We start from the raw sequence: 16199 nt of genomic DNA on the forward strand, positions 1-16199 counted from the left end.
CTTGCAAGAAAATTCCCGCCCTCTGAAGAGGGCGGCTACAGTCAGGCCTTCAGGTGCACGATGGCCTCCGGGGCTACGGCGCGGCTGCGCGTGCAGCACTCGTCGTAGAGAAACCCGAGCAATTCGCGCAGGGCGCCGGTTTCCGCGGCATACCACAAGAACTGGCGGTCGCGCTGCACCGTGATCAGTCCCACCTGCTTCAGTTTTTCCAGGTGATGGGAGAGGGTCGAAGCGGGGATGCCCAGCTCTTCCTGAATGTCTCCGGCACAGAGGCCCCCGGGGTGCGCGGCCAGCAGAGCGCGGACGATCTGCAAACGCGGGGCGGCGCCGAGAGCGGCAAAGCGCTGAGCAGTGCGGGAAACGAGAAGGGGATCGGGCTTCATTGCATTTCGATAGTTGCAGAAATAGGGAAATAACGCAAGGCTTTTTTTCGCAAGTCTCCGGTGGCCCTCTTGCCGCTCGGGGAACTGTTTTTCAGTTGGTTTTTGACCGTGTCCGGCCTGCATGGGATAATTCCTAGTTTGAGGCGCAAGAGATGAACCTACTTCGTGGCTTTACCGGCAAGCTGATGATGGCGGCGCTGGGGGTTTCGGCGGCCGGGCTGTCGCTGTGCGGGCAGCAGGCGCCCGCGGCCGCAGCGGCGCCAGTGTTCGCGGCGGCCGGTGCCGGGCCGAGCCAGCCGCAGGGTGCGGTGAGCGGAGCGAGCCGCGCCGACGCCTACTACAATTACATGATGGGGCACATCGCGGAACTGCGGTACGAGTCCACGAGCCAGACGGAGTATGCAACGCAGGCGCTGGAATATTACAAGCGGGCCTACGCGCTCGATCCCGGGACACCGGTGATCGGGGAACGCCTGGCGGAGATGTACTGGAAGGCGCAACGGGTGCCCGACGCGGTGCGCGAAGCGACGGAGATCCTGCGGCGCAATCCGGACGATCTGGCGGCGCGGCGGCTGTTGGCGCGCATTTACTTGCTGAGCCTGGGGGACCTGAACGCGGTTTCGGGGCAGCCGGAAGCGCTGCAGCAAGCGGCGGAGCAGTATCGGGAAATTCTGCGCCTGGACCCGGCGGACCTGGAATCGGCGCTGTGGCTGGCGCGGCTCTACCGGCTGCAAAACGCCAACGAGAAGGCCGAAGAGGTGCTGCGCGGGATCCTGAAGCGGGAGCCGGAGAACGAAGCTGCGGTGGAGCAGCTGACGCAACTGTTGAGCGATGAAGGGCGGTCGGAAGAGGCGGCCAAGCTGCTGGAAGGGCTGACAGGACAGTCGCCGTCGCCGGCGATGCTGGACCTGCTGGGCGACACGTACACGCAGATGCGCGAGCTGGGCAAGGCCGAGCGGGCCTTCCGCAAGGCCGCCGAGCTGGAGCCGGCGGAACTGGGGCATCTGCGCGGCCTGGGGCAAACGCTGCTGGCGGAGGAAAAGTACAAGGAAGCGCTGGGAGTGTACCAGCGGCTGGCGGAGGCGGAGCCGGAAAATGCGGAGGTCTTTCTGCGGCTGGGGCAGATCTACCGCGAGCTGCACCAGTTGGAGGAGGCGGAAAACAGCCTGGTGAAGGCGCGGCAGAAGGCTCCGGGCAACATCGAGGTGCTGTACAACGAGGCGCTGTTGTATGAAGCGCAGGGGCGTTATGAAGACGCCATCCGGGTATTGTCGGATACCGCGGCGGGGATGAAGGGCCAGGCGGATACGGTGCCTTCGATCCGGCGCACGCTGGCCATCCTGTACCAGCAGCTGGGGCAGCTCTACCGCGAGGTGCAGAACTACCAGGCGGCCATTTACAGCTTCGAAGAGATGCAGCGAATGGGCGAGAACGAGGATCGCCGCGCGCGGCTGCTGATGATCGACACGTGGCGGGCGGCGAAAAACATGCCGCGGGCGCTGGAGGAAGCGAAGAAGGCGCTGGAGAAGTATCCGAACGATCCAGGGATCCGCGCCAGCCAGGCGCTGCTGCTGGGGGAAAGCGGGCAGGTGGAGCGGGCGGTGGAGATCCTGCGCAGCCAGCTGACGCACACGGCAGCGGACCGCGACACGTATTTGAATATGGCGCAGATCTACGAGCGGGCGCGGCGCTTCCCGGAAGCGGAGAAGACGGCCCGGCTGGCGGAAGCGCTGCCGGGCGGGGCGCGCGAGAACGAGATGGCGTGGTTTCTGCTGGGGGCGATCTACGAGCGGCAGAAGCAGTTTGACCGGGCGGAGACGGAATTCAAGAAGGCGCTGGCGGTGAATCCGCGCAACGCTTCGGTGCTGAACTATTACGGGTACATGCTGGGGGACCTGGGGCTGCGGCTGGACGAGGCGCACGCGCTGGTGGAGCGGGCGCTGGCCGAAGAGCCGTACAACGGGGCGTATCTGGACAGCCTGGGCTGGATCTATTTCAAGCAAAACAAGATGGCCGAGGCGGAGACCACACTGCGCAAGGCGCTGCAGCGGGAAAGCGTGGACCCCACGATTCACAGCCATCTCGGCGACGTCTATTTCCACACCGGGCGCAAGGAGCTGGCCGCGGCGGAATGGGAAAAGGCGCTGGCGGAGTGGCGCCGCGCGCTGCCTTCGGAACTGGAAGCGGAAAAATTCGCGGAGCTGGAAAAGAAACTGGAACAGGTGAAACACCGCATCGCGGCGCAGAAGCCCGCGGGCGAAAGCGCCAAGCCGCAATAGCCACCATGCGCGAAGTTCGCATTCCCGCGTTCGCCAAAATCAATCTGCGCCTGGAGATCTTCGGGAAGCGTCCCGACGGCTATCACGAGTTGCGCACGATTTTTCAGAGCGTTTCGCTGCACGACGAGCTGCGGCTGCGCGCGGCGCCGCGGCCGGGGATCACGCTGAGGATCCGCGGCAACGAAGCGCTAGCGAGCGAGCCGGTGGAAGGCAACCTGGTGTACCGGGCCGTCCGGGCGCTGCAGGAAGAGTTGCGGCTGCGTGGCGGAGTGGAGATCGAGCTGCACAAGATGATCCCCGCCGGGGGCGGGCTGGGAGGCGGGTCGAGCGACGCGGCGGCGGCGCTGGCGGGCTACCTGCGCTTGACGAGGCGGACGCTGCCGCTGCCGCGGCTGATGGAGCTGGGGGCGAGCCTGGGGGCGGACGTGCCGTTCTTTCTGCTCGGGGGGCGGGCGCTGGGAGTGAACCGCGGGGATGAAATCTATCCGCTGGAAGACGGGCCGCGGCAGACAGTGCTAATCGTGGTGCCGCGGGGCATCCGAGTGCCCACGGCGGACGCCTACCGCTGGCTGGCCGCTCCCGCGTTGACAAAATCCGCGGCAACCCCTAAACTTTGGAGGTTCTGTGCTCTCTCCTGGAGCGCGCAGGGAACGGGCCTGGTAAACGATTTCGAGCGGGCCATTTTCCGGCGCATCCCCCGGCTTGGGAAGATCAAGCGGGCCTTGCTTCGCGAAGGAGCCGCAGAAGCCTTGCTGGCGGGTAGCGGTTCGGCGGTGTTTGGAGTATTCCCGAGCCCAGCCAAGGCGCGCCGAGCCGTTTGCGGGTTTCCGAACGACCAGACGTTTGTCTGCGAGACTCTCTCCCGAGAGAGGTATCTGCGGGCGCTGAAACGTCCCGTTTGAGCCGCGGCGGTCACTCTGCGTCATTCCCGACAGTGGTATGTGTGGCCGCGAAGCGGTCAAGAGTGTGCGTGACCGCGAAGCGGTCAAGAGTATGTGTGACCGCGAAGCGGTCAACCCAAGCCGTAATTCAGCCGCCACAAGCGGATACTGGAGCGAGTGCGCCGTGAACGACGAGCGATTCAAGATTTTTTCGGGGACCGCAAACCGGCCGCTGGCCGAGAACATCTGCCGGAATTTTGGCATGCCGCTGGGCCGGCAGGTCCTGGGGAAGTTCAGCGACGGCGAGATTTATTTCCAGATTCTGGAGAACGTGCGCGGGGCGGATGTCTTCGTGGTGCAGCCGTGCAGCAATCCGGTGGATTACCACCTGATGGAGCTGCTGCTGATGATCGACGCGTTCAAGCGCGCGTCGGCGTGGCGCATCACGGCGGTGATCCCGTACTACTGCTACGCACGGCAGGACCGCAAGGACAAGCCGCGGGTGCCGATCTCCGCGAAGCTGGTGGCCGACCTGCTGGAGACGGCGGGGGCCAGCCGGGCGCTGACGCTGGACCTGCACGCGCCGCAGATTCAGGGATATTTCACGGTGCCGGTGGACCACCTGTATGCATCGCCGGTGCTGGTGGAATACTTCCGGAACAAGAATTTGCCGAACCTGACGGTGGTTTCGCCGGATGCGGGCGGGGTGGAACGGGCGCGGTTCTTCGCGAAGAAGGTGGATGCGCCGCTGGCGATCGTGGACAAGCGCCGCGTGGACGTGGATGTCAGTGAAGTGATGCACCTGATCGGCGATGTGCGCGGGCGCAGCGCGCTGATCGTGGACGACATCATAGATACGGCGGGAACGCTGGTGAAGACCGCCGAGGCGCTGATGAAGGAAGGCGCGACGCAGGTCTACGCCGCGTGCACGCACGCGGTGCTTTCGGGGCCGGCGGTGGAGCGCATTGCGAAGTCGCAGATCAGCGAAGTGGTGGCGACGGATTCCGTGCCGCTCACGCTGGGGGGCAGCGCGCTTTCGAAGATCAAGGTGCTGAGCATCGCGGATCTGCTGGCGCGCGGCATCCGCTCGATCCACGAAGAGACCTCGATCAGCGAGTTGTTTATCTAGGGTTTTTCCGTCATGGCGAGGGCCGGGACGACGTCACGGTCCGAAGGTTTCAACCGGACAAGCGGCCGGTGGGGCAGACGCGGAGAACCTTCGCCCCGGGGAAATGGGCCGGGCCTCCGGATGACAGATGAAGGAAGGACAGGGACGGTATGGCACAGATTATCGTGGAAGGAACACCCCGCGCGAGCCGGGGAAAGAACGAAGCCAAGCGGCTGCGCCTGACGGGACAGGTCCCCGCCGTGCTGTATGGCGGCAAGGGGGGAGCGGTGCCGCTGGCGGTGAACACCAAGCAGCTGCTGGCGATTTTCCGCTCCGAGTCGGGACATAACACGCTATTTCAGGTGAGCTACGAAGGGCAGCAGCAGCCGGCGATCCTGAAGGACTGGCTGGTGGACCCGCTAAGCGGGAACCTGCTGCACGTGGACCTGCTGCGCGTGGCCATGGACGTGCGCATGCGCGTGCGCGTTCCGGTGCACACCTTCGGCGAGCCGGCGGGCGTGAAGCAGCAGGGCGGCATCTTCGAGACGGTGACGCGGGAAGTGGAAATCGAATGCTTGCCCGCGGACATTCCGACGGAGTTCCGCATGGACGTGAGCGAGCTGCTGCTGGGCAAGCAGTTGCGGGCCTCGGAGATTCCTCTGGATGCGGCGAAGATGAAGCTGCTGACGGAGCCGGAGCGCATCATCGCGCACGTGGTGGCCCTGCGCGTCGAGGAAGAGAAGCCCGCAGAGGCCGTGGCAGCGGAAGCGGCGGCGCCGGCAGAGCCCGAAGTCATCAAGAAGGGCAAGAAGGAAGTGGAAGGCGAGGAAGGCGAAGAGGCCGCCGCCAAGCCGGAGAAGAAGAAGTAACGCGGCGGAGAGTGGTGCGCGATGCGGCTCATTGTGGGGCTTGGGAATCCCGGCCCGGAGTATCAGTGGACGCCGCATAACCTCGGCTTTCTGGCGGTGGACGAGCTGGCCAATCGCGGAGGGATCCGCGTGGAGCGGCCGGAGGGCAAGGCGCTGGCCGGGCGCGGGAAGCTGGCCGGCGAAGAGATCGTGCTGGCGAAACCGCTGACGATGATGAATCTGAGCGGCATCGCGGTGCGGGAACTACTCGGGAAGTACGAGCTACAGCCGAAGGATCTGCTGCTGCTCTACGACGATGTGGCGCTGGCCTGGGGCACGATACGCATCCGGGAGCGGGGCAGCGCCGGCGGGCACAACGGGATGAAGTCGGTGATCGGGACCCTGGGCACGGACGAATTCAGCCGCGTGCGCCTGGGGGTGCAGCCGGATCACCCGGTGGGGGACCTGGCGGTGTACGTGCTGCGGCCGATGAAGAAGGCGCAGCTGGAAGAAGCGGCGACGATGATCGAGGAAGCCGCCGACGCCGTGGAGCTGATTCTGCGAGAAGGCGTGGCCGTGGCCATGAACCGCTTCAACCGCCGCAATCCGGCGGCGGAAGACGAGGCCGAGGCGTGACGCAAACGTTAACCGCTTAGCGGTCACACTTGCGGTTGACCGCTGGGCGGTCACACCAGCGAAGAACGAGTTTCCCGGGCCCCGCGCCCGGAGAAGGAAACAGAGGGGAATATGGAAGAGCGTCTGTATGACCTGATCTTCATCGGCCGGCCAGCAACGCCGGAAGAAGAGATGAAGAAACTCATCACCATGATCGAGCACGCCTGCGCGGAAAAGGGCGGCAAGATCGAGAAGAACGAGCTGTGGGGCACGCGGAAGCTGGCGTACCGCGTGGCCAAGCACCGCGAGGGCATCTACGTATACATGCAGATCCGCACCAACCACGGCGAGCTGATCGCCGAGCTGGAGCGGCGGCTGCGCGTGCAGGACGCGGTCATCAAGTACATGACCATCCGCCTGGACGAGGACCTGAAGCGGCAGCAGAAGCTGGTGAAGCACCGCGAGAAGCGCGCCGCACGGCGACCGCGCCGCACTCCCGCGGCCGAACAGACCGCCGCAGCCAGCTGAGCTTCCGCGTTGACCGCTTCGCGGTCACGCAAACGGTGGACCGCTTTGGGGTCATCCAGGCGACGGAAAAATTTCCTGACGAGATTCGCGAGACGAGAAAGGTAGGACGGTATGGCAGAGGAACAGAAGCAAGCGCAGCCGGCAGCGCCCGCGGCTTCCGCGGGGCCCACGGGCCCGGCGGGTCCCAGCGGCGGGGGACATGCACCGCGCCGGGAAGGCGGCCCAAGCGGCCCGCGCCGGGAAGGCGGTCCGGGCGGTCCCGGTGGTCCGCGGCGCGGCAAGCGCCAGTTTTTCCGGAAAAAGAAGGTGTGCAAGTTCTGCGCCGAGAAGATCGACTTCATCGACTACAAGAAGGCGGAGGTGCTCGCGCCGTTCGTGCAGGAGCGGGGCAAGATCCTGCCGCGGCGCATGACCGGGACGTGTTCGCGGCACCAGCGGTGGCTGGGCGTGGCCATCAAGCGCGCCCGCAACATCGCGCTGCTGCCGTTTGCCGGGCACACCCCGGGAGCGGGCTCTTCGGCGCCGCACCGCTTTGGGGATCGCGGCGATCGCGGGGACCGCGGGGACCGTGGCGGAGACCGCGGTGGCGACCGCGGCGAGCGCTCGAGCTAAAACGCGCCGAGTGCGCGCATAACAGGCGACCCCGTGGGGCGCGAATAGCGGAGGAAGGGTTCATGCAGATTATTCTTCAGGAAGACATCGAGAAGCTGGGCCACCGCGGCGACGTGGTGGAGGTCAAGGAAGGCTACGCCCGCAATTTCCTGCTGCCGCGCAAGCTGGCCATCGCGGCCTCCAAGGGCAACATGAGCGCCCTGGAGCGCATACGCACGTCGCTGGCGAAGAAAACGGCCACGGAGCAGGCCGCCGGGGAAAAGCAGGCGGAACTGTTGAACGGGGTCACCCTGCAGTTCACGCGCAAGACCGGCGAGAACGATCAGATGTTCGGCTCGGTCACCTCGGGGGACATCGCCGAAGCGCTGGCCACACAGAAGTTCAGCGTGGACAAGCGGCACGTGCAAATCGCCGAGCCCATCAAGGCGCTTGGCGAGTACCCGGTGACCATCAAGGTGTTCCGCGACATCACCGCGACGGTGAAGGTCATCGTCGGCAAGGAAGAGTAAGCGGGCGGCGTTTGCCGGACAGCTCGCAGAAATAACATTTGTATGAGTGACCGCGAAGCGGTCAGCCCGCCGCTGCTGGTAACAATCACACGCAGCGGCGGCTTTGTTTCTGTCCAGGGCGGTTTTCCGAGTTTTCCACCGTTTGGAAATTTTCCCACACGTGGCGCGGTTGACGCGCGGGACGTTCGTGCGCACAATCCGAGCACCCTTCCTGCTGTGGTGGCGAATCGTTCCGCAGTTTTAGCTGGCTCTTGCCCGGCGACGGGGGATGTGGTATTGATAGCGAAGGAAAAGCGAATACATTATGGCTGCTGACAGCGCTCTCGACCGGCCTCTTCCGCAGAACCTGGAAGCCGAACGCTCCGTGCTCGGCGCAATCCTGCTCGACAACAACGCCCTGAACTCCGCGCTGGAAAACCTGCGCACCGAAGATTTCTTCCTGGACCAGCACCGGCGGGTCTTCCAGGGCATGGCGGATCTGGGCGAGAGCCAGCAGGCCATTGACCTGGTGACGCTGACGGAGGAATTGCACCGGCGCGGGGAATTGGAGTCGTCGGGGGGCTCGGCGTACCTGGCGTCGCTGGTGGACGGGCTGCCCAAGGTCGCCAATGTGGAGCACTACGCGCGGATTGTGAAGGAGAAGGCGCTGCTGCGCAACCTGATCCACGCCACGCACGGCATCCAGCAGCGGGCCTTCGAAGGGGAAGACGGCGCGGACACCATACTGGACAACGCCGAGTCTTCGATCTTCGCGCTGGCCGAAGACCGCGTGCGCGCGGGCCTCGTGCCCATGAAGGAGGTCGTCCAGCAGAGCTTCGACCGGCTGGAAAAGATCTTCCGCGAAGGGAAGAGCATCACCGGGGTGCCCACGGGCTACAGCGAGCTGGACAAGCTGACCAGCGGGCTGCAGCCCTCGGAGCTGCTGGTCCTGGCGGCGCGGCCGTCGCAGGGGAAAACGGCGCTGGCGCTGAACCTGGCGGAAAACATCGCGGTGCGCGGCGCGCATCCGGTGGCCATCTTCAGCTTGGAAATGTCCAAGGAGTCGCTGCTGCAGCGCCTGCTGGCCAGCGTGGCGCAGGTGGACGCGCACAAGTTCCGCACCGGGCATCTGGGCAAAGAGGACTGGAAGCGCATGACGGAAGCGCTGGGAGAGATCTCCGCGGCGCCGCTGTGGATCGACGATGCGGGTTCGGTGAGCGTAGTGGAGATCGGAGCCAAGGCGCGGCGGCTGAAGCGCGACAAGGGGCTCTCGCTGCTGATCGTGGACTACCTGCAGCTGATCACCGCGCGCGGGCGCTTCGGCAACCGCAACGAGGAAGTGTCCAGCATGACCCGCGGGCTGAAGGCCCTGGCCAAGGAACTGCAGATCCCGGTGCTGGTGCTGAGCCAGCTCACGCGCGCTCCGGAGCGCGACGACCGCCGGCCGCAGCTCGCCGACCTGCGCGAATCGGGGGCCATCGAACAGGACGCCGACGTGGTCATGTTCATCTACCGGCCCAACTTTTTTAAGCTGGATGCGCCGCCGGAAGAGCGCGACCAAGCCGAACTGCTCATCGCCAAGCAGCGCAACGGCCCCACCGACAAGGTGCGGTTTATCTTCCGCAGCCGGCTCACGCGCTTCGAAGAGGCCGCGCCCGACGCTTTTGCGCAATTCACGCCCGACGAAGGCTGAGGCCGGCGTTCCGCATGGCCCACAGTGTGGACTGGCGGCCACACGGCTGCGGTCTTCTGGAAGCGTTCCCCTTTCCTAACTCCAGTGTTTAGCGTGCGCGGGGTTGCGGCGCCGCTTGGTCCGCGGCGTGCTGCTCTTTCTGCGTGAAGGGTGTGTTGTCAGACACGCGGTAGCGCGCGGGGGAATTCGTCCGCGGCGCGGCGAATGTCGTACACTATTTTTCTTCCAGGGTGAATCGCTGGGCGGGTTTTACGGGGAGCGCATGGCAACCAAGAGAAAGTCCGCGGGGAAAACAGACGGGCGGCCGGTGTGGGCGGAGGTTTCGCTGCCGGCGCTGGTCTCCAATTTTCAGGCGATCCGCGCGTATGTGAATCCGCGCGGAGAAAAGCGCCAAGCGCCGCGGGAGGTGCTGGCCATCGTGAAGGGCAACGGCTACGGACACGGCGGCGCGGCGGTGGCCCGGGCCCTGGAAAAGGGCGGCGCCCGCTGGTTCGGGGTGACCTGCGCGGAAGAAGGCGCGGAACTGCGGCGCGCGGGGGTGCGCGGCAAGATTCTGGCGCTCACGAGTTTCTGGCCCGGGGAAGAGAGCCGGCTGGTGGAGCACAAGCTGACGCCGGTGGTGATCCGCAGCGAACAACTGGTGGCGCTAGAGCGCGCCGCCACGCGGCAAGCGAAGGGTGCGCGCCGCGCCGCGTTTCCGTTTCATCTGAAGATCGATTCCGGCATGAACCGGCTGGGCATCGCCACCAGCGAAGTGGAAGGCTTTGTGCAGAAGCTCGCGCAATGCCCGCACCTGCGGCTGGACGGGGTCTTCACGCACTTCGCTTCCTCGGGCGTGTTCGACGATTCGCCGGCGGGGCGACAGACGCGGCAGCAGGAAGAAGAATTTCACGCCGCGGTCGCGCGGCTGCGCGGGCTGGGCGTAGAGCCGGGGGTCGTGCATCTGGCCAACAGCGGGGCCATTACCGCGCGGCCGGAAACGTGGGCGGACATGGTGCGGCCCGGGGCGCTGCTTTACGGCTACCATCCCGGCTACGATCCGGCGGAGCGGCGCGCCGAGTTGGAGGCCAGGCTGCCGCTGCGCACGGTAATGAGCCTGCGCGCGCGGATCATCAGCCTGCGCGAAGTTTCCGCGGGAGAAGGCGTGGGCTACGACGCGGTGTTTACGACCACGCGGGCGTCGCGCATCGCGGTGATTTCCGCGGGCTACGGCGACGGCTTGCACCGCTCGCTGGGCAATCGCGGGCGGGTGCTGGTGCGCGGGCAGTTTGCGCCGATCGTGGGCATCGTCTCGATGGACGTGACCATGGTGGACGTCACGGAGGTGCGCGGGGCCGCGCTCGGGGACGTGGCCACGATCTACGGCACGGATGGAGAGCACAAGCATCCCGCCAATCTCGTCGCGCGAAGCATCGGCACGGTGACTTCGGACCTGCTGTGCGCGGTGAGCGCGCGCGTTCCGCGCGTCTATCATTCCTGAAACGGGCATTCCCGAAAAGGACCTTGCGGTGGCGGGCGAGGAAGACATTTTGCACGCCTGCATCGCAAATCCGCGTCGCAATCCGCAAAAAGTACTGCTTCCGAAGTGCCTTGACGTTGGGTGTCGAGCGGCGTATACAAACATAGTTAATGTAACTCTTTGTGGAATATCGGAGGGGATTTTCCGGTATTCTGTGCTGGAAATTGCTCGCGGCAGGAGCAGGTGCCGATCCGGGGGTCCGAGTCCGCCGTAGAGTCACAAGAGATGAAGCGCGTTTGAGATCTTGCGAATCCCGCGACCGAATCGCAATTCGGGAAGAAGATTCATGGATGACGGATTGCAAAGGATGAGGCCGGGCCAGATCATTTCCCACACAGGCTGGCAGTTCTGGCTGGGGCGGCTGCTGTTCGCGGGGAGCGCCGCGGCGATCCTCAGCCACGTTCCCCCACTGGGGCTGCGCCCGGGGATGGCGGCGGGAGTGGGATTCGCCGGCGCACTGGCGCTGGTGCTGGCGGAATTGCGGCTGCGGCGCGCGGAAGTCAACGGGCTGGCGGGCGCGGTGCTGGGAGCGGTAGCGGGGCTTTGCGGCGCATTCCTGCTCACGCTGATTGTTTCGCGCACTGCGGAGCCCGAGCCCACCAAGACCTTCGTGGTGTATGCGGCGCTGTGCGCTTTCGTCTATCTGGGCACGGCCATCGGCGCGCGGAAGGGCGCACAACTTGCGCGGCAGGCATCGGGGAGCGCGGCGGCGGCCGCGAAGCCGGCGGCGGCAGCCGAAGCGGGCGGAAAAATTCTGGATACCAGCGTGCTGATTGACGGGCGCATCGCCGATATCTGCGAGGCGCAGTTTCTCGACGGCGTGCTGCTGGTGCCGCAGTTTGTGCTGCGGGAGCTGCAGATGGTGGCGGATTCCAGCGACCCCTTGAAACGGCAGCGCGGGCGCCGCGGCCTGGAAGTTCTGCAACGCATGCAGAAATTGCCGGGCCTGGAAGTGCGGGTGGTGGAGGATGACGTTTCCCGGGAGAAGGAGGTGGACCAGAAACTCCTGGAGCTGGCCAAGCGCATGGGAGCGAAGCTGGTCACCAACGATTTCAACCTGAACAAGGTGGCCGGCGTGCGCGGGATTCCCGTGCTGAACGTGAACCAGCTGGCCAATGCGCTGAAGCCGGCGGTGTTGCCGGGCGAACCCATGCGCGTGTTCATCCTGCGCGAAGGCAAGGAGGCCAATCAGGGAGTGGCCTACCTCGACGACGGCACGATGGTGGTGGTGGACGGGGCGCGGCGCTTCCTTACCAAGACCGTGGACATGACCGTCACATCCGTGCACCAGACTCCCGCGGGCAAGATGATCTTCGGACGGATCGAGGAGCGCCCGGTGCAGGCGGCTTCCGCAGTCCGCGCTGCGGCGGCCACCGGTCCTGGCGCGGGCGCGAACCGCGTCTCCGAAGGACCTGCCGGGGGCGGCGCCGGAGCCGGAGTCCAGCCCCTCCCCGATTCGGATGTAGACTGAGCCCTGCTGCCCGGAGCGGGGGGCCGCCCCCAGCACACAAAAACGCAGAAGCGCTTCGCGTCCAGCCCGCGCTTGAGGTAAACTCCTGTAATTCAGGGGACTTATGAGCCGCATTGCCGCCATTCTACCCGCCGCCGGGCTGGGCACCCGCATGGGCGCGGACAAGCCCAAGCAGTTTCTCGAGCTGGAGGGCGCGCCGATCGTTCTGCACACCTTGCGCCGCATCTCCTCGTGCCCGCTGATTACGGAGATTTACGTGGCCACGCGGGCCGATGAAGTGGCCTGGCTGGAAGAACGCGTGCGCGGGGAAAAATTTCCGCAACCGGTGCGCGTGGTGAAGGGCGGGGACACGCGGCAGGCCTCGGTGGGCAATGCGCTGCGGGAAGTGCCGAAGGATGTGGAACTGGTGCTGGTGCACGACGCGGTGCGGCCGTTCGTGACCCGCGAGCAGATCGAGCGGGTGATCGCCGAGGCGCGGCGCTGCCGCGCGGCGATCCTGGGGATTCCGGCGATGGACACGGTGAAGGAAGTGAAGCGCGCCAGCCTGCCCGAGGACGTGGCGCTGATCACGGGAACGATTCCGCGCGAGCGCGTAGTACTGGCGCAGACACCGCAGGTCTTCGATGCGGCGCTCTTCCGGGAGGCCTTTGCGAGCGCGGAGCAGGACGGCATCACGGCCTCGGACGAAGCGGGGCTCGTCGAGCGGCTGCGACACGACGTGCACGTGGTGCTGGGCTCGGAGCGCAACATCAAGATCACGCGGCCCGCGGACATGGATCTGGCGCGGTTCTATCTGGAGCTCGAGCGGCGCGGGGCATGAGCACGCGCTGCGGCATCGGCTACGATCTGCACCGCCTGGGCGCGGGGCGCAAGCTCATGATCGGGGGGCTGGAAGTTCCCTTCGACAAGGGGCCGGTGGGGCATTCCGACGGGGACGTGCTGGCGCATGCGCTGTGCGACGCGCTGCTGGGCGCGGCAGGCGCCGGGGACATCGGCACGCTTTTCCCGGACACGGATCCGAAGTGGAAGGGCGCGGCGAGCCTGGTGTTTCTGGAGCACGCCAAGAAGCTGCTCGACGAGCGGCATTTGGCCATCGAGCACGTGGACGCCGTGGTGATCCTGGAGCAGCCGAAGCTGGGGCCGCACTTCCCGAAGATGCGCGAGCTGCTGGCGCGCGCGCTGGGCGTGCCGGCGGAGAAGATCAGCCTCAAGGCCAAGACCAACGAGGGCGTGGACGCCGTGGGCCGCGGCGAAGCCATCGCCGCGCATGTAGTGGCCACGCTCTCCTCGCGCTGAACGCGTAAACCCCGGTTGCCGTGCGAGTGCGCTAGAATTCCTGCGATGCCTCCCGAAGAAGACTCCGCTTCGCACCCTGCCGCTGCCGCGAACCCCTTTGCCGCCGCGGATGTGGCCGCCATCCTGCGCGAGCGCGGATGGCTTGCGGGAGAACCCACGGCCGGGCAGCAGGCCTGGTGCGAGCGGGCCGCGGCGCTGCTGGGCGGGCATGCGGCGGATCGCGCGGAGCTTGCCGAGCTGCTGGGGCTGGTCTTTCACTACGAAGCGCGGGAGATTCTGCGCGAGGTGCAAACGCACGCGGTACTGGCGCGCTACGGCGCGCGGGACGTCCTGCGGGAGCTGGCGCCGCATCTGCTGGACCCGCGGGTGCTCGATTCCGACCGCCTCAAGGAGGTCATTACGGCGATGAAGGAGAGGCTGGAGGTGAGCGGGCGCGAGCTGTTCCACCCCATTCGCCTGGCGCTGGCCGGGCGCGCGGGAGCAGGCGTGCTCGACCGGGTCATCCTGCTGCTCGATCCTGCCGCCGCGCTGGGCTTTGCCATGCCGGTGAAGACGGCGCACGAACGCATGCTGGAATTCTGCTCCGCGCTGGATTGAAGCGGCGCGCCCCACGGGTGCCGGACCTCGGCTCCGTCCTGCTTTCAACTCGCGACTATCGACTGTAAACTGGTATGTCCATGGACAAGATCACCGGAATCAACGCGGTCCGCGAAGCCCTCGAAGCGGGGCGCGCGCTGGACCGCATCGTCATCGCGCGCGGGCGGCAGGACACGCGCATCGAAAAGATCGTGCAGCTGGCGCGGGAGCGCGACGTGCCGGTGCGCTTTGAAGACCGCGGGCAGCTCGACCGGCTGGCGTCCACGCAGGACCACCAAGGCGTGGTGGCGCTGGGCGCGGCGCGGGCGGCGTGCACGTTCGAGGACGTGATGGAGCGGGCGGCCGCGGACACGGAGCGCAAGGGCCTGATTGTGCTCCTCGACGGCGTGGAAGACCCACACAACCTGGGAGCGATTATCCGCACGGCGCTGGCGGCCGGGGCGCATGGGGTGGTGGTGCCGGAGCGGCGCGCGGCGGGTCTGACGGACACGGTGGCGCGGGCTTCGGCGGGGGCGCTGGCGCATCTGCCGGTGGCGCGGGTGACCAACCTGGCGCGCACCATGGAAGAGATGAAAAAGGCAGGCTACTGGCTGATCGGGCTGGACGAAAGCGCGGAAAAGAGCTACACGGAAGCGGATTACAGTTCACCGGTGGGCATCGTTCTGGGCGGAGAGGGAAAGGGCTTGCACGAACTGACGCGCAAGCGCTGCGATTTCGTGGTGTCGCTGCCGACGACCGGGCCGATCCGCTCGCTCAACGTTTCCGTGGCCGCCGGGGTGGTGCTCTTCGAAGCCGTCCGCCAGCGGCGGAGCCACGCAAAGCCATAGCCATACCAAGGATTTCAGCAAAAAAACTCAAGCGCCTACTGGCGTTTGAGCTTTTTGCTTTCAACTTTTGACTATCAATTCTCGACTATCCATCGAGTCCCTTTCTACTTGTCGTACTTAATCATGGAGAAGATATCCAGGCCGGCGAGCTTGGCGCGGCCGTTGAGGAAGGTGAGTTCGACGGCGAAGGCTGCGCCGTCCACCACGCCGCCGAGCTGGCGGACGAGCTTGACGGTGGCGGCGGCGGTGCCGCCGGTGGCCAGGAGATCGTCGCAGACCAGAACCTTCTGGCCCTTCTGCACGGCGTCTTCGTGGATCTCCAGAGTGTCCGTGCCGTATTCGAGGGCGTAGGAAACGCTGGCGGTCTTGGCCGGCAGCTTTTTGGGCTTGCGCACGGGGACGAAGCCCGCGCCGAGGCGGTAGGCCAGCGCGGGAGCGAAGATGAAGCCGCGGGCCTCGATGCCGGCGACGAGATCGATGTGGTGGCTGGAGTAATGCTCACAGAGGCGGTCGATGAGCGCGTGAAAACCCTTCTTGTCCTTGAGGAGCGTGGTCACGTCGTAAAAGAGGATGCCCGGCTTGGGATAGTCAGGGATTTCGCGGATCAGCTTCTTCAGATCGTTCATCGAATCGTCTCCTCAGACGTCAGGGATGATGGAAAACTCTTTGGCGTACCGGGCCTCGACTGGCGCCGCTTCTTCCAGGACATTCCGGACGACGGCGCCGTGCGGGCCCTTCTTCAGGGCCGCCTGGAAGGCGGCCAGCTGCTCGCTGGTGCCCACGGCATAGGCTTCCACGCGGCCGTCCAGGCGATTGCGGACGTAGCCGGCGAGGACCAGCCGCTGCGCGGCATGCTGCGCATAGTAGCGGAAACCGACGCCCTGGACCATTCCGGAAACAAAAAATCTGCGGGCCTGCCTGGCTTCGGACATTTCCTGTAAATTTTAGCAGAGAGGGCGGGCGGCCAAGGAGAGTTTGTCGGGGCGCATGCCGGCTTCGCCGATGCGCGCTGCTGGGGATAGACTCGAGCGGAACGCCGCGCCCTGTGTCTGCA

At 65.9% G+C, this 16199-nt stretch carries 18 protein-coding genes; 15 read left to right on the top strand and 3 right to left on the bottom strand.

The genetic code is table 11. The features are described 5' to 3' along the window. Nucleotides 1-41 precede the first annotated feature (41 nt). A complete protein-coding gene (locus LAN61_03570; GenBank protein MBZ5539583.1) occupies nt 42-383 on the bottom strand; it encodes a metalloregulator ArsR/SmtB family transcription factor in 342 nt (113 codons plus the stop codon). A gap of 152 nt (nt 384-535) precedes the next feature. Here LAN61_03570 and LAN61_03575 point away from each other — a divergent pair, with 152 nt between their 5' ends. From LAN61_03575 to rlmB, 15 genes are all read left to right on the top strand, one after another. Then, nucleotides 536-2662, top strand: a complete 2127-nt coding sequence (locus tag LAN61_03575; GenBank protein ID MBZ5539584.1) for a tetratricopeptide repeat protein — start codon at nt 536-538, stop codon at nt 2660-2662. A gap of 5 nt (nt 2663-2667) precedes the next feature. Next, nucleotides 2668-3564: a 4-(cytidine 5'-diphospho)-2-C-methyl-D-erythritol kinase gene (ispE, locus tag LAN61_03580; protein MBZ5539585.1), complete on the top strand. Its 897-nt coding sequence runs from the start codon at nt 2668-2670 to the stop codon at nt 3562-3564. A gap of 91 nt (nt 3565-3655) precedes the next feature. Beyond that, nucleotides 3656-4672, top strand: coding sequence for a ribose-phosphate pyrophosphokinase (locus LAN61_03585; protein ID MBZ5539586.1), 1017 nt, complete (start codon nt 3656-3658; stop codon nt 4670-4672). Nucleotides 4673-4821: 149 nt separating this feature from the next. Continuing rightward, a complete protein-coding gene (locus LAN61_03590) occupies nt 4822-5520 on the top strand; it encodes a 50S ribosomal protein L25 (protein MBZ5539587.1) in 699 nt (232 codons plus the stop codon). Between the two features lie 21 nt (nt 5521-5541). After that, a complete protein-coding gene (gene pth, locus LAN61_03595; protein ID MBZ5539588.1) occupies nt 5542-6135 on the top strand; it encodes an aminoacyl-tRNA hydrolase in 594 nt (197 codons plus the stop codon). A gap of 111 nt (nt 6136-6246) precedes the next feature. After that, the gene (rpsF, locus tag LAN61_03600; GenBank protein ID MBZ5539589.1) at nt 6247-6642 is read left to right on the top strand and encodes a 30S ribosomal protein S6; all 396 of its coding nucleotides are present in this window, start codon (nt 6247-6249) and stop codon (nt 6640-6642) included. A gap of 111 nt (nt 6643-6753) precedes the next feature. Then, nucleotides 6754-7254 (top strand): 30S ribosomal protein S18, encoded by a 501-nt coding sequence (gene rpsR / locus LAN61_03605; protein MBZ5539590.1) that lies wholly within the window; start codon nt 6754-6756, stop codon nt 7252-7254. Nucleotides 7255-7316: 62 nt separating this feature from the next. Continuing rightward, on the top strand, nt 7317-7763 hold the full coding sequence (rplI, locus tag LAN61_03610; GenBank protein ID MBZ5539591.1) for a 50S ribosomal protein L9: 447 nt from the start codon (nt 7317-7319) through the stop codon (nt 7761-7763). A 304-nt stretch (nt 7764-8067) separates the two neighbouring features. Further along, nucleotides 8068-9435, top strand: coding sequence for a replicative DNA helicase (gene dnaB, locus LAN61_03615; GenBank protein MBZ5539592.1), 1368 nt, complete (start codon nt 8068-8070; stop codon nt 9433-9435). 262 nt (nt 9436-9697) lie between these two features. Then, on the top strand, nt 9698-10915 hold the full coding sequence (gene alr / locus LAN61_03620; GenBank protein ID MBZ5539593.1) for an alanine racemase: 1218 nt from the start codon (nt 9698-9700) through the stop codon (nt 10913-10915). A 466-nt stretch (nt 10916-11381) separates the two neighbouring features. Beyond that, entirely contained in the window at nt 11382-12425 is a 1044-nt protein-coding gene (locus LAN61_03625; protein ID MBZ5539594.1) for a PIN domain-containing protein, read from the top strand. Nucleotides 12426-12528: 103 nt separating this feature from the next. Beyond that, the gene (gene ispD, locus LAN61_03630; protein MBZ5539595.1) at nt 12529-13245 is read left to right on the top strand and encodes a 2-C-methyl-D-erythritol 4-phosphate cytidylyltransferase; all 717 of its coding nucleotides are present in this window, start codon (nt 12529-12531) and stop codon (nt 13243-13245) included. Next, nucleotides 13242-13721 (top strand): 2-C-methyl-D-erythritol 2,4-cyclodiphosphate synthase, encoded by a 480-nt coding sequence (gene ispF / locus LAN61_03635; GenBank protein MBZ5539596.1) that lies wholly within the window; start codon nt 13242-13244, stop codon nt 13719-13721. Before ispD ends, ispF begins: the two co-directional genes overlap by 4 nt. A 45-nt stretch (nt 13722-13766) precedes the next feature. Further along, nucleotides 13767-14318 (top strand): hypothetical protein, encoded by a 552-nt coding sequence (locus LAN61_03640; GenBank protein ID MBZ5539597.1) that lies wholly within the window; start codon nt 13767-13769, stop codon nt 14316-14318. 80 nt (nt 14319-14398) lie between these two features. Further along, a complete protein-coding gene (rlmB, locus tag LAN61_03645) occupies nt 14399-15145 on the top strand; it encodes a 23S rRNA (guanosine(2251)-2'-O)-methyltransferase RlmB (protein ID MBZ5539598.1) in 747 nt (248 codons plus the stop codon). A gap of 104 nt (nt 15146-15249) precedes the next feature. Here rlmB and LAN61_03650 read toward each other — a convergent pair whose 3' ends face one another. Further along, nucleotides 15250-15771: an adenine phosphoribosyltransferase gene (locus tag LAN61_03650; GenBank protein MBZ5539599.1), complete on the bottom strand. Its 522-nt coding sequence runs from the start codon at nt 15769-15771 to the stop codon at nt 15250-15252. 12 nt (nt 15772-15783) lie between these two features. Beyond that, nucleotides 15784-16077 carry an acylphosphatase gene (locus tag LAN61_03655; GenBank protein ID MBZ5539600.1) on the bottom strand — a complete coding sequence of 98 codons (294 nt, stop codon included), beginning with the start codon at nt 16075-16077 and terminating at the stop codon, nt 15784-15786. Nucleotides 16078-16199: the final 122 nt, after the last annotated feature.

The organism is Terriglobia bacterium (genome assembly GCA_020072785.1).
Lineage (GTDB): Bacteria > Acidobacteriota > Terriglobia > Acidiferrales > UBA7541 > Acidiferrum.

Excerpts from the sequence above, each read along its gene's own strand:
- LAN61_03570 (MBZ5539583.1), bottom strand. The coding sequence starts at position 383 with ATGAAGCCCGATCCCCTTCTCGTTTCCCGCACTGCTCAGCGCTTTGCC.
- LAN61_03575 (MBZ5539584.1), top strand. The coding sequence starts at position 536 with ATGAACCTACTTCGTGGCTTTACCGGCAAGCTGATGATGGCGGCGCTG.
- ispE (MBZ5539585.1), top strand. The coding sequence starts at position 2,668 with ATGCGCGAAGTTCGCATTCCCGCGTTCGCCAAAATCAATCTGCGCCTG.
- LAN61_03585 (MBZ5539586.1), top strand. The coding sequence starts at position 3,656 with ATGTGTGACCGCGAAGCGGTCAACCCAAGCCGTAATTCAGCCGCCACA.
- LAN61_03590 (MBZ5539587.1), top strand. The coding sequence starts at position 4,822 with ATGGCACAGATTATCGTGGAAGGAACACCCCGCGCGAGCCGGGGAAAG.
- pth (MBZ5539588.1), top strand. The coding sequence starts at position 5,542 with ATGCGGCTCATTGTGGGGCTTGGGAATCCCGGCCCGGAGTATCAGTGG.
- rpsF (MBZ5539589.1), top strand. The coding sequence starts at position 6,247 with ATGGAAGAGCGTCTGTATGACCTGATCTTCATCGGCCGGCCAGCAACG.
- rpsR (MBZ5539590.1), top strand. The coding sequence starts at position 6,754 with ATGGCAGAGGAACAGAAGCAAGCGCAGCCGGCAGCGCCCGCGGCTTCC.
- rplI (MBZ5539591.1), top strand. The coding sequence starts at position 7,317 with ATGCAGATTATTCTTCAGGAAGACATCGAGAAGCTGGGCCACCGCGGC.
- dnaB (MBZ5539592.1), top strand. The coding sequence starts at position 8,068 with ATGGCTGCTGACAGCGCTCTCGACCGGCCTCTTCCGCAGAACCTGGAA.
- alr (MBZ5539593.1), top strand. The coding sequence starts at position 9,698 with ATGGCAACCAAGAGAAAGTCCGCGGGGAAAACAGACGGGCGGCCGGTG.
- LAN61_03625 (MBZ5539594.1), top strand. The coding sequence starts at position 11,382 with ATGGCGGCGGGAGTGGGATTCGCCGGCGCACTGGCGCTGGTGCTGGCG.
- ispD (MBZ5539595.1), top strand. The coding sequence starts at position 12,529 with ATGAGCCGCATTGCCGCCATTCTACCCGCCGCCGGGCTGGGCACCCGC.
- ispF (MBZ5539596.1), top strand. The coding sequence starts at position 13,242 with ATGAGCACGCGCTGCGGCATCGGCTACGATCTGCACCGCCTGGGCGCG.
- LAN61_03640 (MBZ5539597.1), top strand. The coding sequence starts at position 13,767 with ATGCCTCCCGAAGAAGACTCCGCTTCGCACCCTGCCGCTGCCGCGAAC.
- rlmB (MBZ5539598.1), top strand. The coding sequence starts at position 14,399 with ATGGACAAGATCACCGGAATCAACGCGGTCCGCGAAGCCCTCGAAGCG.
- LAN61_03650 (MBZ5539599.1), bottom strand. The coding sequence starts at position 15,771 with ATGAACGATCTGAAGAAGCTGATCCGCGAAATCCCTGACTATCCCAAG.
- LAN61_03655 (MBZ5539600.1), bottom strand. The coding sequence starts at position 16,077 with ATGTCCGAAGCCAGGCAGGCCCGCAGATTTTTTGTTTCCGGAATGGTC.